Annotated in this window: 16 protein-coding genes, 1 tRNA gene and 1 pseudogene; 7 read left to right on the plus strand and 11 right to left on the minus strand. The window is 36.3% G+C overall.

Annotated features, from left to right (window positions below):
* Nucleotides 1-22 precede the first annotated feature (22 nt).
* Nucleotides 23-1,741, plus strand: a complete 1,719-nt coding sequence (locus BLT30_RS15140) for an AraC family transcriptional regulator (protein ID WP_089874420.1) — start codon at nt 23-25, stop codon at nt 1,739-1,741.
* Between the two features lie 467 nt (nt 1,742-2,208).
* On the opposite strand, the gene BLT30_RS15145 is transcribed toward BLT30_RS15140, so the two are convergent.
* The 4 genes and pseudogenes from BLT30_RS15145 to BLT30_RS15155 all read right to left on the minus strand — a co-directional run.
* Nucleotides 2,209-3,723: a S41 family peptidase gene (locus tag BLT30_RS15145; RefSeq protein WP_089874421.1), complete on the minus strand. Its 1,515-nt coding sequence runs from the start codon at nt 3,721-3,723 to the stop codon at nt 2,209-2,211.
* 108 nt (nt 3,724-3,831) lie between these two features.
* Nucleotides 3,832-3,966, minus strand: coding sequence for a hypothetical protein (locus BLT30_RS18410; protein ID WP_262488091.1), 135 nt, complete (start codon nt 3,964-3,966; stop codon nt 3,832-3,834).
* 173 nt (nt 3,967-4,139) lie between these two features.
* Nucleotides 4,140-4,577, minus strand: a complete 438-nt coding sequence (locus tag BLT30_RS15150) for a RidA family protein (RefSeq protein WP_089874422.1) — start codon at nt 4,575-4,577, stop codon at nt 4,140-4,142.
* Nucleotides 4,578-4,841: 264 nt separating this feature from the next.
* Nucleotides 4,842-5,798 (minus strand): annotated as a pseudogene (locus tag BLT30_RS15155) (cytochrome-c peroxidase); the annotation flags it as partial.
* A 156-nt stretch (nt 5,799-5,954) separates the two neighbouring features.
* Here BLT30_RS15155 and BLT30_RS15160 point away from each other — a divergent pair.
* Nucleotides 5,955-6,575 carry a hypothetical protein gene (locus tag BLT30_RS15160; protein ID WP_089874424.1) on the plus strand — a complete coding sequence of 207 codons (621 nt, stop codon included), beginning with the start codon at nt 5,955-5,957 and terminating at the stop codon, nt 6,573-6,575.
* A gap of 256 nt (nt 6,576-6,831) precedes the next feature.
* On the opposite strand, the gene BLT30_RS15165 is transcribed toward BLT30_RS15160, so the two are convergent.
* From BLT30_RS15165 to mce, 4 genes are all read right to left on the minus strand, one after another.
* A complete protein-coding gene (locus tag BLT30_RS15165) occupies nt 6,832-8,172 on the minus strand; it encodes a TonB-dependent receptor (protein ID WP_175487211.1) in 1,341 nt (446 codons plus the stop codon).
* A gap of 134 nt (nt 8,173-8,306) precedes the next feature.
* The gene (locus tag BLT30_RS15170) at nt 8,307-8,495 is read right to left on the minus strand and encodes a hypothetical protein (protein WP_089874426.1); all 189 of its coding nucleotides are present in this window, start codon (nt 8,493-8,495) and stop codon (nt 8,307-8,309) included.
* Nucleotides 8,496-8,859: 364 nt separating this feature from the next.
* Nucleotides 8,860-8,933, minus strand: a tRNA-Ile gene (locus BLT30_RS15175).
* Between the two features lie 62 nt (nt 8,934-8,995).
* Nucleotides 8,996-9,394: a methylmalonyl-CoA epimerase gene (mce, locus tag BLT30_RS15180; RefSeq protein WP_089874427.1), complete on the minus strand. Its 399-nt coding sequence runs from the start codon at nt 9,392-9,394 to the stop codon at nt 8,996-8,998.
* A gap of 114 nt (nt 9,395-9,508) precedes the next feature.
* On the opposite strand from mce, the gene BLT30_RS18235 reads away from it, so the two are divergent.
* From BLT30_RS18235 to BLT30_RS15205, 5 genes are all read left to right on the plus strand, one after another.
* Nucleotides 9,509-9,646, plus strand: coding sequence for a hypothetical protein (locus tag BLT30_RS18235; protein ID WP_175487212.1), 138 nt, complete (start codon nt 9,509-9,511; stop codon nt 9,644-9,646).
* A gap of 543 nt (nt 9,647-10,189) precedes the next feature.
* Nucleotides 10,190-11,014, plus strand: coding sequence for an AraC family transcriptional regulator (locus tag BLT30_RS15190; RefSeq protein WP_089874429.1), 825 nt, complete (start codon nt 10,190-10,192; stop codon nt 11,012-11,014).
* 77 nt (nt 11,015-11,091) lie between these two features.
* Nucleotides 11,092-11,682, plus strand: coding sequence for an NAD(P)H-dependent oxidoreductase (locus tag BLT30_RS15195; protein ID WP_089874430.1), 591 nt, complete (start codon nt 11,092-11,094; stop codon nt 11,680-11,682).
* Entirely contained in the window at nt 11,672-11,899 is a 228-nt protein-coding gene (locus BLT30_RS15200; protein ID WP_089874431.1) for an SRPBCC family protein, read from the plus strand. Before BLT30_RS15195 ends, BLT30_RS15200 begins: the two co-directional genes overlap by 11 nt.
* Nucleotides 11,900-11,902: 3 nt before the next feature.
* Nucleotides 11,903-12,211: an SRPBCC family protein gene (locus tag BLT30_RS15205; RefSeq protein WP_089874432.1), complete on the plus strand. Its 309-nt coding sequence runs from the start codon at nt 11,903-11,905 to the stop codon at nt 12,209-12,211.
* A gap of 376 nt (nt 12,212-12,587) precedes the next feature.
* Here BLT30_RS15205 and BLT30_RS15210 read toward each other — a convergent pair whose 3' ends face one another.
* The 3 genes from BLT30_RS15210 to BLT30_RS15220 all read right to left on the minus strand — a co-directional run bounded on the left by BLT30_RS15210 (nt 12,588) and on the right by BLT30_RS15220 (nt 14,890).
* Complete coding sequence (locus BLT30_RS15210) at nt 12,588-13,409, minus strand: AraC family transcriptional regulator (protein WP_089874433.1); 822 nt, start codon at nt 13,407-13,409, stop codon at nt 12,588-12,590.
* Nucleotides 13,410-14,381: an aldo/keto reductase gene (locus BLT30_RS15215; RefSeq protein ID WP_089874434.1), complete on the minus strand. Its 972-nt coding sequence runs from the start codon at nt 14,379-14,381 to the stop codon at nt 13,410-13,412.
* A 152-nt stretch (nt 14,382-14,533) separates the two neighbouring features.
* A complete protein-coding gene (locus BLT30_RS15220; protein WP_089874435.1) occupies nt 14,534-14,890 on the minus strand; it encodes a winged helix-turn-helix transcriptional regulator in 357 nt (118 codons plus the stop codon).
* Between the last annotated feature and the right edge of the window lie 54 nt (nt 14,891-14,944).

The raw sequence follows: 14,944 nt of genomic DNA on the forward strand, positions 1-14,944 counted from the left end.
ATTTGATAACTAAAAAACACCAATGATGCTCTTATTATACCGTGCTTTAACGGTAATTCCCTTATTTCTGATAATACTTTTGAAAGGGCAGGGGGATCCTGTTTTTAAAAGCAATTCGTATGCTGAATTAAGAAAATACTATGAAGAAATGCCCGAAAATGACAGGAGGGCAATGCCATTTATCAAAATATATTTGAAAAAGGCAAAAAAGGAAAATGATTTCAAGAAAATTTATCAGGGTTATCAGGATGCTGTATTTTATTCGAGAGACAAATCCCTGAAGCTTAAATATGCCGATAGCTGCGTCAATTATGTTTTAAGGTCCCACAACAATGAACTGATCAGTAATGCTTATTTGGAAAAAGGAGTTATCTACTATTTTTTCTATAAACAATATCAACCTGCTTTAAACGAATATCTGAAAGCATACGAGTATTCCAGAAATATTAAAGATGAATTCTTAAAATATAGAATTATTTATCTTTTGGGGGTCGTTAAAAGTTACCTCGGATATTATGATGATGCGTTGAAGCTTTTTAATGAGAGTTCGGAGCACTTTCAGTCACTCATTAATGCCGATATCCATCCTAATCTTATATATAACAACCGAAAAGGTTACTATAACAGTTTGCATCAGCAAATTATTTGTTATCGTCAATTAAAGGATTATTCTAAAAGCGACTCACTTATTCAACTCGGCTTGGCCTCTATCCCTAGTTCCGGTGAATACAATTTGGAGACAGCATATTTTCATAAATGTCTTGGCATTTCCGATTTTAGGAAAAAGAGGTATCAAGAAGCGATTGACAACTTAATGTTGGCTTTACCGGAAATAAAAAAAATTGAGGATTTTACCTGGACCTCGGTGATATACTTTTATATAGGACAATCCTATGAAAAAATGGATAAAGAGGCTCTGGCCGTTCCTTACTTTATAAAAGTAGATTCCATTTTTCAAAAGGAAAAGTTTATTATTCCCGAGCTAAGGAGCAATTATGAAAGTCTGATCAACTATTACAACAAAATAAAACATCCTGAAAAGGAATTATATTATACTAAACAATTGCTTGATGCAGATAATATAATCAATAAAGATTTTCAATATATATCAAACAAAATCCATAAAGAATATGACACGAATGCTTTATTGGAGAAACAAAAGCAATTGGAAAGCAAAAATTCTGTTGGTCAAATATCACTCATAATTGCTATTGCATTAATTCTTGGTCTGTTGGTAACTATCGTTTACCGAAATAGGAAAGAAAGGACGGTCCAACGCAAATATGAGGGCTTAGAGAAAAAGATAGTTGAAAATGAAAAATTGTTAGCTACTTCTTACTCTGTTAAGGAAAATAAGATCGAAGTTCCGGAGATAATAATAAACGATATTTTGCAAAAGCTCGATGATTTTGAGAAAAGAAGGGAATTTAGGAAAAAAGGACTTACCCAACAAGAACTTGCCAAAAAATTCAACACGAATACTACTTATCTTTCCCAGGTTATCAATGAATATAAAGGCAAAAAATTCAATAGCTATATTAATGAATTACGTATTCAATATATCACTCATCAGCTATATCACGACCATAAACTTCTTGATTATACCATTGAAGCTTTGGCAAAAAAATGTGGAATTACGTCACGTCAGAATTTTTCAGAGCTTTTTCAGGAAATAAATGGTATTCGCCCTGCAGATTTTATCAGGAAGAGAAAAATTGAAATGAAAAGATCATCTAAATGAATTTTTTTATATTACAAATATCACTACTTAAAGAAAGAAACATTTTCTGAATGTCTGATTGATTGGAACCCCATATACCTATATCTTCTCCATAGATGCTGCATTCATATTTCTAATCCTGAAAAATTGAAGGAGGATCTGCCAAGTGATCAGAGGTTTCGTATTTATTCTCAATATATTCAGAGCAGAGTTGGTAATGAGACCTTTACTCCTCATATCGGATATCCTTCGATCAGCTCATATATATTACTTAATAACAATGTTGATGATATTTAATTTGCGTCATCGGCCCAGCCGTAATAATTACCTCATTTTATCTTCTTGTAATTATTCCAGTTCGCCTTATTGGAAACATAGACTTGGGTATCCTTGGGAAGGGTAGTGACACTATTTTCGTTATAACTTTCCACAGCACGAGGCCGAGTGCAAATAACCCTGAAGACGGAAAAGGGGGATCGATAGATATCTTATTTTATTAGTTCCAAGACTTTTTCAAGATCACGGTCTCTTTGGGTTACAATATCCTGCGGATCATATTCAACGATATGGTCCGGTATGATTCCTCGTCCATGATTTGGATTTAAGGCTACAGATTCAACACGCATCCAGGGAAAATCGATCATTACCTTTGAATTTGGTAATGTCAGTTCCTGCATCACCATACCGTTGCACCCTTCTTCACCTCCGGCGGTTTCTCTTCCAATGAATTTTACATTCTTACGCTGTGATTTTAATGCAGCAGTAAACAGCGCACCCGAAGAAAATGTGGCACCATCGATTAAAACGTATAGATTGTTCTTAAAACGATGGTCTTTTGCCAATTCAAGAGGACCATACACGGTACCCATTGCCGAGGTGGTCTCCACATGATACCATGACCCCTCTTTATTAGCTATTTTATATCCTCTTAGAAAGCTCTTCATTCTTTGCTTGTCAAAATAGTTCACGGATTTACTTAAAGTGGGGTTTGGAAGACGTGACTTAACATCTTTAATGATATTAAAAGGAGTATCTGCTAGATAGGATAACAATTGTATCGCAACACGAATGTCTCCGCCAGTATTGTGGCGCATATCCAGTATCAGGTTTTTTATTTTTTTATTTTCTATCTCTTTAAATGCTTGTTTATAGACAATAGTATCCTCGTACGAAAAAGGTTTGGTTTCAAATAATGCTATCGATGAATTATTAAAAAAACGAAGCTTAAGATTTCCAGTGTTTTCAGCAGTGGTCCAGTTTGCATAATTGTCAAAACTGGAAGATACAGGCTCGTTCGCACTTTTTGTATTTGTATCTATGGTCAGATCCTTAAGCAACCCCTGGACAGTTCGTACTTGCAATTTATAGTCGCCCTGCCAATGGTAATATTTATTACAGGCATCTTCAAAACCATCATACTCGCTTAGGAACAGTTCTTTAAAGGTTTTATTATATCCGTCAGTAGAATACAGGTCAGAACCATGGCTAATAATTTCTTCAACAGCTACATTATTGATACTAATGATTTCGTCACCGGTATTGACAGCTTCTGTTTGATGATTAGTTACAAAAACCTTCCCATTCTTAACTAGCACTTTAAACGGTAAATGTGCCGGATAAAGACCAGAAGGATATTTGTATCCTCTTGAGTGCTTGATCTGTGTATGTCCACACCTCAATTTACAAATGAAAGGGTAGATCTGGGAAATGAATTCACCCTCATAAAGCGGTTTGGTAAGGGAGGAGAATGTCTGGGCATAGACTTTCCGCAGACTATCTACAGGTGTAAAATAACCATATCCCGGATGCATCTCTTTTATAGTTGACCATAGGATCTCCAGGTCTGTCCGCATGTTTTTCACAGATAGTTTTACTGGAACAATATCTTTATTAATAGACTTTTGAATTTTCTGTTGACCTTTAGCATATTGGGTAGACCCTAAGAACAAAGTAATAATGATAAACAATATTATTGGGGGTTTTCCGTATGCACCAGTTCTCATTTGGACAGTATTAATAATTGTTATTTGTTGACAAATATAGCTCAATCCAAATTCATAACGTATGGATGTTTTTAATTGTTTAAAACGTTACTGTTATGATAATATTTTTCACAATACCTTACACACCCTTCTGTATTCCTCAAAAGCATTCCCAAACTCCTCCGCAGCTTCATAATGGCTGATCTGATATTCTTTATTCACACCTGTGGAGTTGGAGGGTCTAAGTCGTCCGTACTGAACCACTGGGATGATGTGTGATGATCTCTTTCATAAAACTTGATTATTAGATTTCACTATTCCGTAAAGCTGCAAAAATGTTGGTTGATAGCAAAGGGCATGATCTCTTCTAGGAATAGAGACTATTCCCGCCATTAAGGTTAATGCTCACATTTTCTTGTACAATGAGCATAAGTTTTTTATTTTGGCAGATGTGCTATTAATTCTATTTCTAATTTTGCTTTGGGCATGTACAATCTTTGTATTTGGATCCAGGTAGCGGCAGGAAAATCATTCTGATAATATTTTTTTCTCACATAATTCAATTTTTTCATTTTCTCGATATCAGTGGTGTAGAGATTTTCTTTCACCACATTTTCAAAGGTGGCTCCAAAACTGGCCAAAGAAACTTTCAGGTCATTGTACACGGATGCGATGCCTTCCGGGGTAATGTCATTGGTTACAGCACCTGAGATATAAAGAACATTATCCACTTTTAAAACTTGACAGTAACCTGCAATTGTATCTTGTTTTAACTTGTTGTTGTTCCAATGCCACTTTTCTTTTTTCAAATGCCTTTCTTGTGAAAAAGTATGGTTGAAAAGTAGTAGAAGTGGAAGTAAGATAATGTATTTCATATAATAGGATTTAGATATACGAAATTAATGAAATATTAAACGGCATTATATCTTTTGATAGGATGTCACAAAAAATCCCGACACTAGTCAGGATTTCAATTACATTCCAGATGTATCCGGAAGTTGTAAGATAAATACGATGTCAAAGGTTATTTGAAGTTTGCGATTGTAAAGTCAAGTAATAGGGATTCTTGAAAATATAGTATAACCAGATTGAAAAACAATGACTCATGGATCATTTTTGGGTATTTTTACTGCATAGGATTATTTGACAGGAAACTCTGGTCTCCTCATTTTGTATTTGGTTCCGTTCAATGATTCCAAAAAAGAGATCAGCGCAGACTTCTCATCTTTTGTCAGTTTTAATGGTTGCATCAGAGAGTCGGTGACAGGGTAAAACGGGTCTTTCAGTTTCTGTTCAGGTTTTGCATCGATCATGTGCATGCCGCTGTTGTAGACATTTACAATACCTTCCAGCTGGTCAAATAAGCCATTATGCATCCACGGCCGGCTTAGGTTGAGGTCGCGCAATTGGGGTGTTCTGAATTTACCGACATCTTCGGCCTTCTTTGTCACGTTATAAAGTCCCAGATCTTCATATTCTCTCTTGTAATAGGTCAATCCGATGTTGTGGAAGGATTCATCGGTCAGATTTTTCCCATTATGACAATTCATACAACGTGCCTTTGTACGGAATATGTGCATGCCGTAGATTTCCTGGTCTGTCAAAGCATTATATTTGCCATCAATGAATTGGTCAAATCTGCTGGGTTGACTTTTGATGGTCTTTTGAAATTCGGCAAGTGCTTTTACGATTCTGTCATAGGTCACTTTCTCATCACCATAAGCGTTTTGAAAAAGAACTTTATAGTCTTTGATCTTCTGGATTTTTTTAGGAAGAACTTTTACATCCATCGCCATCTCGTGATGTGCGCCAAGCGGTCCGGAAGCTTGTTCTTCCAAAGATCTGGCTCGTCCGTCCCAGAAAAAAGCTTTTCGATCAGCAATATTGTAAAGAGATAAGGTATTTCTGTTTCCCATTAGATGGTCATTTCCCAATGCGATGCGCCTTCTATCTGTCCATCCCATTTCTGGATCATGACAAGAGCTGCACGAGATCTGATTGGAATTGGAAAGTTTTGGGTCAAAAAATAACATTTTTCCGAGAATGACTTCCGGGCGTTCCTGTTCTTTGAAATATAAGGAATCCCGTTTGATGGAAAGTAAAGTAAATCAAAATAATATTTATTTTCCACCTTTATTATCCTTAATTTTTACCTTTATTTAGACTTGATTAAAATAATGTGATTTTTATCATTTATATTAATTTCTTTCATATCCTAATTTAATTGTATTGTTGTAGAAAATTATGTACACATGAGAAATTACGTTTATTTATTTATTTTCCTAAGCGCTTTTTTAGTTAATAGCTGCATTGATTCTAGTCAAGTTATTGCATTAGAGGAAGAAAATGTGAAAAATGTTGACTTTAAATCAAAATCTCGAGAAGAAAAGGCTTCATTTATGATTAAATGTTTAAGAAATCCAATAAGTATGGGTATGATTAAATTTGATCGTACTAACATTAAAAAATATAAAATTACTAACAAATCATTGGAAAAATTGTTAATTGAAAGTAGTTATACTAAGGATGCTTATTTTTATGGGGAATTTTTTACTATCAAATCTAGAGAAATAATTACAGATGATGTTTCTAAGAAACGATGGGAAACTTATTATTCAGCTGATAGTCAATTAAGTATGTTTACAGGGGCAATTTGCAGTAATTTGACTAACTGTTGGATTAATGATGCAAATTATTCTCCAAACCTATTACTTGATCATAACGCGGTACATCATTTGGTAGGTTATGGTGGTCCTTTCGGAGATAGTGGCACTTCATTTTACAGTTGGGATTTCGATATATACGGAGAATCCAATTATGCAGTTGAATCAGCTCCAACTGGTGAAGTTTTTCATCACTGGCAACCTTGGTAATGTATTCAAGATAGTTTTTGTTTTTGATAAAAATTACACATTGATTAGAAGATGACTTTGGCTCTCTAGTAACCAATTAGCAATACAATCAATGCTGTAAATAATAGTTAAAAGGATGGTTTTGCCATCCTTTTTTATTATTACTGGAACGCCTTATGGCTAAAAACTATTTTGTAAAAAAGGTTCAGCCGGATGTCCTTTCCGAAATTTTTACAATATCTCTAATCCAATCCTGATTATTAAATTTCTCAAATTTTCAGGCGCCTGATGCTTGAGCAAAAATTGATAGATCTAAAGGTTTTCCGTCCGTAGAAGATTCTGCAACGTAACGTGTACTCGGATAGATTCCAATATTTTCTCCAGCAGTTGTAGCTAGAGAGAGAGCTCTTGGGCCGGAAAGTTGTACCAATTTGACCTGTTCTATGCGTTCAAATCCTTGTCGGATGGCCGTATTCAAAACCAATTTGTCAAAGATGGCTTGAGGGTCAAGTTTGTAAATGAAGTTATTGGTAAAGCTAACACGCTGGTTGGAGTTCTTATAAGAATCTGTCAGCGCATAACCCGTGTCAGGGTCATATTTCTTTTTATCGATGTTGTTCGAGAGGTCGATTGTCGAACGCCATTCCAGTGGTCTTTGCCAAAGATTTGTTTTTAATTTGGAGCGTAATGATGCGGTGATCCGCTGATAATTTTCAAATTCGTCAGTGGGATTTTGCTTGGAATCCAAATAGTCCATATTGGCATTGATGCTCCAATTTTTATTGATGAGAAAACCTTTCCCAACATAATACTGTTTGCTAAAACCATCAGCCTTGAATCTCGCTTCCAAAGGTGAATTTCCTATCTTTCTCTCGATTTTGATGACACCCGACGTTAGATCTCCATAGGCAGCAGAAGGGATTCCACGGATGACTTCCACTTTTTCAATATCATTGGTCGATATCGTTCTCATATCTACACCAATGGCTGGCGTAGATCTGTTTTGAACAGCATAACCCATTTGTGCATCGTCAACCGAAGTTTGTAAGTTGGCATTGGTATTCCAAACGTTGTCATCTATCATGAACTGAGTACCCAATGATGTTGTATTGTAAGACGACGGACCACCTGGATTTTCTCTTAATAAAACTCTATTGGCTGTGCTGAGGTTGGGATCTCGGGACAATCCACCGGGAAGCAATTCCATCAGGTCTGCAAAACTGGAAGGCTGCAAATGTTCCATCGCTTGTCTGTTGATGACAGATTTGCTGGTCAGGCCTTTGCCTTCTTTTGCGGTAATGACAACTTCTGCAATTTTGGTTTCCTTTTTTAGCTCGGCAATATAGGTCTGCGCTCCCTCCACATGGATGTGAAGTTCCTTTTCATCGTAACCATCCAGCGTAATGGATAGGGTATGCTTTCCTCTTGAAAGATAGAGAACGGCAATGCCATCCGCATTTGTAATTGTATTTTTCTCTTGGTCTTGTTTTACGGTTGCATTCACCACAGGACTTTTCAGGTCATCCAAAACCTGAATGGTGATAGGGAAATTTTCGGATTGTGCTTGGACATTAATAAAAGCAAGACTGAAAAGAAATAAAAAGAAATATTTAAACACACCGGTCATTTAAAGATAGGGTGCAAAAATATTCATTTGATCAATTTAATCAAAGTTTATTTAGACTTATTTAAAATAAGAAACATGATTTTTGTCTTGTTTTGAGATCATGGGGTCTATTTTGAATATTTTTTTCACAATACCTTGCAAACCTTCCTATATTCCTGAAAAGCATTCCCGAATTCTTCCGCAGCTTCAAAATGACTGATTTGATATTCTTCATTTAAGCCTCTGGAATTAGAGGATTTAAGTCTGCCGTATTGAACCACTGGAATCTGAAAGTTATTTTTGATGCGCTTATCAGGCGTTCCGTTCTTATTCACTTTTGCCCGGGTTCTTTACCGCTGATTTAATCGGTAATTGAGACAGATCGTATTTTGGCATAAAGGGGCTATTGGAAGGACTAAGATAAAAATATTTGGTGGGATTTGAAAGATGATTGGCAATTGACGAAAATGGAAACAATATCAATCTCTTTAGGCAAAGGCAATGCAGAGATAAAAAGGTAAAATAACTTCTGTAATTTTATTCTCACAAAGTCATTTCAAATTTTATTTTTAGAAGTAAGCAAGTCGTTACAAAGTCAATCTGGCAGGGACTTGCAGAGAAAGTTTGAGCATATATTTGAGCTGTCCTCATTTCCCAAATAAAAAGCCCCTATTTAAGGGGCTTTCAGAGTGTTTATTGTGGTCCCACCTGGGCTCGAACCAGGGACCACCTGATTATGAGTCAGGTGCTCTAACCAACTGAGCTATAGGACCTCAAAATTTGGTTGAATTTTGTGTGTGCAAAAATAACAAAATTTATCTATCTACAAAACTTTTCAAGGTTTTTCTTGGCACAATTCTACCAATACCCCATTGGTTGATTTAGGATGGAGAAAGACAACTAATTTATTATCAGCGCCTTCTTTCGGTTCTTCAGAGATGAAAACAAAGCCTTCTTTTTTTAATCTTTCGATCTCATTCTGTATGTTTTCAACCCCAAATGCAATATGGTGGATTCCTTCTCCCTTTTTGTCGAGGAATTTAGCGATTGGACTTTCTGGTTTTGCGGCTTCCAAAAGTTCGATTTTGCTTTCCCCTATTTTGTAAAAAGAAGTTGTTACACCCTCTCTTTCTACAGACTCTCTTTTGTAATTTGATGTACCTAAAAGTCTGGCAAACAGGTCGTCAGAATTTTCCAAAGAATTTACCGCAATTCCCAAGTGTTCGATTTTCATTTTGAATTATTGGATTTTAAAAACTTTACCAAAGTTATTATTATTAATATTACTTCCAAATATTCCTCGAATTGAATTTTAATACTTATCTACAGATTATACAGTAGTTGCAAAATGGATGATTTAATAGAAATTGTTGGCAAATTTTATAAAGATTTGCTGAGCTACACGGTTGCGGGGATTTTAGATGGTGACGGGGTTTTAAAAAATCTTGATGAAGGTCAGGATTTGATAATAAAATGTTATTACTGATTTTTGTATTGTAGATTTTCTATAAGTGATTTGGGTGTGGAAACGCTAAAATATAATATTTAATATTTAACATAAAATAACTTTTTTTAAGTAAATTTTAATTTTTTGTGGCCTACTTATTGTTTGTTGATGAAACGATTCTCATGTTTAATTTGAGTTTTCATGGTTATTAGTTTTTACCCAGCTTCTGCTGGGTTTTTTTGTTGTGTTCCAGAATCTAATGATATTCGATTTTAGAACTGTATTCAGTTGATTTTCAATATCAATTGAATTTAATTTATAAAAACAAGGGTAGCTAAAAAACTTCTCTCGTTTATTTTTGAAGAAAAACATATTGCAAATGATTGAGAATTATAACAAGTGTTCCGGAGATTGGTGATGTACTAAATTAAGAAATTAATAAAAAGACAATTTCAACTTTCACCCAAAATATTGGGTAGGTACTAGATCTGAAAGAAAAAGGTAAAGATGATATCAAAAACTGCCGTACTATGTTTTAAAGTTTAAAATTAAATAGTTGTAACTTTACATTATACATAAAAAATGACAGAAAACGAAAAGCCATATGACAACTTCCAGATAGCTGTTCCAAAAGACTATGAGGAAATGTTTTCTCATTTTTATTTTGCTGAAAATACAACCGATAGAATTATTACCAAAACTTTACTTCCTTCTTACCAAACCATTTTGATCTTCAGTTTTGGGACACCGGCTTTTCTTTGTTCTAATGAAAATACAGAAATAGAGGTTGATAGATGCATGGTTTTAGGACCTATAAAACAGGCTTTTAATTATTCATTACCGCCAGGTTCCGGCATTCTGGTTGTGAATTTTAAAGACGATTCATTTTACAATTTCTTTGGCAATGCTGAAGTCGCAGAACATCTGCCTGTCGACCCGGATGATCTATTAGAAGAAAATTGTTTTACTTCTTTATGGACACAACTCAACAAAATAAAGGAAATTAACAATAGGGTAGAATATATTTTAGAATTCTGCAAACCATACCTGAAAAAGAGAAATATAATTGTAGAACAGTTGGCAAACTTCAATGACAGAAATTTAGATCCTATCAAGTCTATAGCAAACTTACAAAACCAGACTGAGAGAAACATCCAGCTCAACCATAGGAAATATTTAGGATATACCGCTAAAGAAATTAACCGATACCAAAGGTTCTTAAAAGCTGTAGAACTAATACAACGTGCTGCATCCAGTTCCACTAAAACAGATTGGTTTGAAGTCATCGACAAATGTGGCTATTACGACCAAAGCCAGCTTATTCACGATTTTAAACATTACCTTGATCTCAGTCCTACAAAATATCTCAAATTTCAACAGGATATTTGCGATCCAAAAGCTAAATAAGCATATTTCGTTTTCTTACAATTTTAGCAGATATTGCTGATCTACTTTTGTTCTATCAAAATTAAAATAATAGAACAATGAAACATTTAATTATTTATGCTCATCCAGGTCCGGAGAGTTTGAACAGCCATTTAAAGCAAACACTCATCGAACATTTATGGGACAGCGGACACGAAGTGGTGGTCAGGGATTTATATCAACTCAATTTCAGCCCGGTTCTTTCATTAGAAGATATGCAAGGACAGCGAATGGGAATAGTTGCAAACGATGTACGACAAGAACAGGAATTTATTGCCTGGGCAGACCACATTACTTTTATTTATCCTATCTGGTGGACGGGAATGCCTGCCATTATGAAAGGATTTATTGACCGCGTCTTTAGTTACGGCTTTGCCTATCGTTACGACCAAGGTGTACAAAAAGGCTTGCTTACAGGCAAACAAATAACCGTGATCAATACGCACGGAAAATCAAAAGCAGAATATGAGGAAATTGGAATGGATAAAGCGTTGTCGCTAACATCAGATAAAGGTATTTTTACTTACTGCGGTCTGGAGATCAACAACCATTTTTTCTTTGACAAGGCGGATAGACCATTACCGGAAAGCATAGAAAATTGGTCAGGCCAAATTATATCAACTTATAAGTGTAACCATTATGAAAAATAGAAGACTTAAAAGTATAGTACTTTGGTTTACTTTTTTACTTCTTGCAATTTCTGCGACTGTTTTTTCGCTTGAATATTTCAGTAATTATAAATCATCAGAAACTACCCATATTGATGCACCTGTCATCACAAGAAAGAGTATTGTAATTAATGCACCTGTTGAAAAAGTTTGGAAAGTTTTTAGCGATGTCAACAATTGGGATGCCTGGCAAAAATAGATTGTGACACCAAAAATTAACGGTGCATTTAAACCTGGTTCATCCTTTAATTGGAAAAGTAACGGACTGACCATAACTTCTACATTACAAACTGTAGAAATTAATAAAATGGTTGGCTGGTCAGGCCCCGCGTTTGGAGCATTTGCCATACACACCTGGTATTTTACAGAACATAACGGGCAGACAACGATCCGTGTAGAAGAAAGTATGGAAGGCTGGCTGGTCACATTACTGAAAAGTACCTTTCAATCCAGCCTTGATACCTCAATAGAATATTGGCTTGATGCACTAAAAACTGAAGCAGAAAAATAATTTATTTAATAACAATTAAAATGAAAAAAATGGAACAGACATCAAAAACACCTTTCGACAAATCGGCTTACGATCCACTATTATTTAAAAGCTACAAAATGACAAAAAAAATTATAAAATATGGCTTTTATACTGTTTTGATATACTTTGCATATGAAGGATTTATGTTATGGGAATAGATCTTATAAAAAGTTATTGAACAAGAATGCTGAAGTTTATACTTCAGCTTTTTCGTTAAGGTGGCTGTAAACTTTAATGTGACAAATAATTATATACCTTAAATTTTTCCTCTAATTAAGAAGGATGACAATTTTTCTGAAAAATAATGAAGGATTTTCTGTTGGTACATTAAAGTATACAGTTACCGCTTATGATCTTAACCAGTTTTTACCAAACCCTCGGTCGGAGTCCTCCCAAATTTCTTCTTGAAAGCATAAGAGAAATGCGACAGGCTTTCAAAACCTAGGTCGAGATAGATGGAAGACGGTTTTTTATTTTTACTTTCAAGGAGGTGCCGGGCCTCATTCAGTCTTTTATCCTGCAGCCATTTTCGTGGTGGCATTCCGAATATCTTCTGAAAATCCCTTTTATAACCTGAAAGACTTCTCCCGGTAAGCTGTGCCAGCTTTTCAACCGGCACATTGAAATGATAATTGCTCAACATAAATCTTTCCAGATCGATCTTGTAAGGCTCTGAAAAGTCGAATAGAAAATTATGGAGTTCAGGAACGGCAATCAGCATTAACTTGATGCCTTCCTTCACCTTTAACAGTCCCAATTCATCGGTCATTTCAGAACCAGAACTTCTGGCATAGGGAACGATCGACTGGAAATATCCGGTGAGAAACGCATTATTGGGGAGGCATAGATTCGGAGGTCCGGTGTATTTACCGTGAACTTCCATTTTATCCTCCAGCGCGATCTGGCGCATCAGATCCTCTTGCAGGGAGATGACGATCGTTTCATAATGACCATTTGGTCCAGGCGTTTTAGTCAATGTTCCAAGCTGATTTTTATGGATCAGCAATACATCTCCGGCGGAGATGCTGATATTCTGATCCGAGGTTTCCAGAACCATCTGTCCGGAGACCTGCAATACCAGGGTATGGTGATTCCAAACACAGGCCTTTTCCTTCCGTTCTGAGGAAAGGTAGGAGTAGAATATAACACCGGGAAGAATTTCTGCTGGACTTTCCATTTATCTTTGTAGGTAAGTACCACCTTTGATGGCACCTATTGCAAATGTAGTGTTTAAAATGTTCATCTCATCCGGGGTAAACACAATTTCCATCGCAGCGATATTTTCAGGCAGTCTTGACCTGCGGCTCATGCTCACCAATGGCATGATATGGTCGCCCTGTTCTTTTACCCAGGCAATCGCAAGCTGTGTCGGGGTAACATTTTTAACGTGAGCCATTTCTTTTAATACGGCCACTTTTTCAAGATTATGGATCAGGTTGTCACCCTGAAAACGGGAGAAGTGATTCCGATAATCGTCAACTGGCAACAGTGCCTGTAGGTCACCGGTTAAAAGGCCTTCTGCCGTATTGGCAAATGCTACGACGCTGATCCCTAATTCCTTAGCCGTCGGCAAGAGATCATTTTCGATCTGACGATCTGCCAGGGAGTAACCGATCTCCAGTGCACTGATAGGATAAACGCTGTTAGCTTTCCGAAGCTGATCAGCAGTGATTTCAGATACCCCGATATGACGTACCTTGCCTTCCTCCACCAGGCCGGCGATCGTTCCGATAATGTCTTCGACGGGCACGCTGTCGTCCATCCTGCAGGGCTGATACAGATCAATGGTCTCAATATCCAGACGGGTCAGCGAATAATTGACAAAGTTCTTGATTGCTACAGGACGCAGATCCAGCCCGATCCATTGACCATTATGGAAGATCGCTCCGAATTTTACACTGATGAAGGCCTCATCCCGTCTTCCTTTTAAGGCTTTTCCGATGAGTATCTCATTGTGGCCTGCACCGTAAAAATCTCCGGTATTCAGGAAATTGATGTCGCTGTCCAAAGCCTGATGAATGGTTGCAATACTTTCCGTTTCATCCGGTGTCGGCCCGCCCCAGACCGAAGACATTCGCATACACCCAAGACCCAGCTTGGATACCATAGGTCCATTCTGACCCAATTGAATTTTTGTAATTTCTGACATGTGATTGATTTAATGTAACAGGACAAAGGTCTCCATTTATCAACCAACTGACTTTCCTGTATGGTTCAATTTACTTTCCTGTATGGTTCACTATTATATCAATAAAGCAAGGTCATTGAAGATGTTCTCCTTACAATTTAACCTAAAAATTATCATTTTTCACAGGAGATCACTTCCTTCGCCAATTGCCTATTGCCCCAATGATGCAGATGTTTGATGAAGGGGATCAGTTCCATCCCGGTTTCGCTTAAAGCATATTCTACTTTTGGCGGTACCTCGTGGTACACTTTTCTGGTGATCAACCGGTCGTCCTCAAGTTCCCTTAAAGTCTGTGTCAGCATTTTGGTGGTAATATCTGGCAATGTCCTTCTCAGTTCTCCGTAACGTAATACTTCCTTGGAATTAAGGTGCCACAATATCCTTCCCTTATATTTTCCTCCGATCCGTTTGAAGGCATAATCCACACCACATTGCTGATCGATCTCAGCAGGTGCTATTTTATTTTTCATCTTTTTATAAATTTAATATATTGATTTTCAGTAATACATACCTTTTAGTTCATA

It is taken from the genome of Epilithonimonas hungarica (assembly GCF_900102265.1).
GTDB lineage: Bacteria > Bacteroidota > Bacteroidia > Flavobacteriales > Weeksellaceae > Epilithonimonas > Epilithonimonas hungarica.

What these genes read in the sequence shown, in the direction of transcription:
- BLT30_RS15190 (WP_089874429.1), top strand. Translation starts at nt 10,190, where the DNA reads ATGACAGAAAACGAAAAGCCATATGACAACTTCCAGATAGCTGTTCCA.
- BLT30_RS15150 (WP_089874422.1), bottom strand. Translation starts at nt 4,577, where the DNA reads ATGAAATACATTATCTTACTTCCACTTCTACTACTTTTCAACCATACT.
- mce (WP_089874427.1), bottom strand. Translation starts at nt 9,394, where the DNA reads ATGAAAATCGAACACTTGGGAATTGCGGTAAATTCTTTGGAAAATTCT.
- BLT30_RS15195 (WP_089874430.1), top strand. Translation starts at nt 11,092, where the DNA reads ATGAAACATTTAATTATTTATGCTCATCCAGGTCCGGAGAGTTTGAAC.
- BLT30_RS18235 (WP_175487212.1), top strand. Translation starts at nt 9,509, where the DNA reads ATGGATGATTTAATAGAAATTGTTGGCAAATTTTATAAAGATTTGCTG.
- BLT30_RS15140 (WP_089874420.1), top strand. Translation starts at nt 23, where the DNA reads ATGATGCTCTTATTATACCGTGCTTTAACGGTAATTCCCTTATTTCTG.
- BLT30_RS15210 (WP_089874433.1), bottom strand. Translation starts at nt 13,409, where the DNA reads ATGGAAAGTCCAGCAGAAATTCTTCCCGGTGTTATATTCTACTCCTAC.
- BLT30_RS15215 (WP_089874434.1), bottom strand. Translation starts at nt 14,381, where the DNA reads ATGTCAGAAATTACAAAAATTCAATTGGGTCAGAATGGACCTATGGTA.
- BLT30_RS15145 (WP_089874421.1), bottom strand. Translation starts at nt 3,723, where the DNA reads ATGAGAACTGGTGCATACGGAAAACCCCCAATAATATTGTTTATCATT.
- BLT30_RS15160 (WP_089874424.1), top strand. Translation starts at nt 5,955, where the DNA reads ATGAGAAATTACGTTTATTTATTTATTTTCCTAAGCGCTTTTTTAGTT.
- BLT30_RS15200 (WP_089874431.1), top strand. Translation starts at nt 11,672, where the DNA reads ATGAAAAATAGAAGACTTAAAAGTATAGTACTTTGGTTTACTTTTTTA.
- BLT30_RS15220 (WP_089874435.1), bottom strand. Translation starts at nt 14,890, where the DNA reads ATGAAAAATAAAATAGCACCTGCTGAGATCGATCAGCAATGTGGTGTG.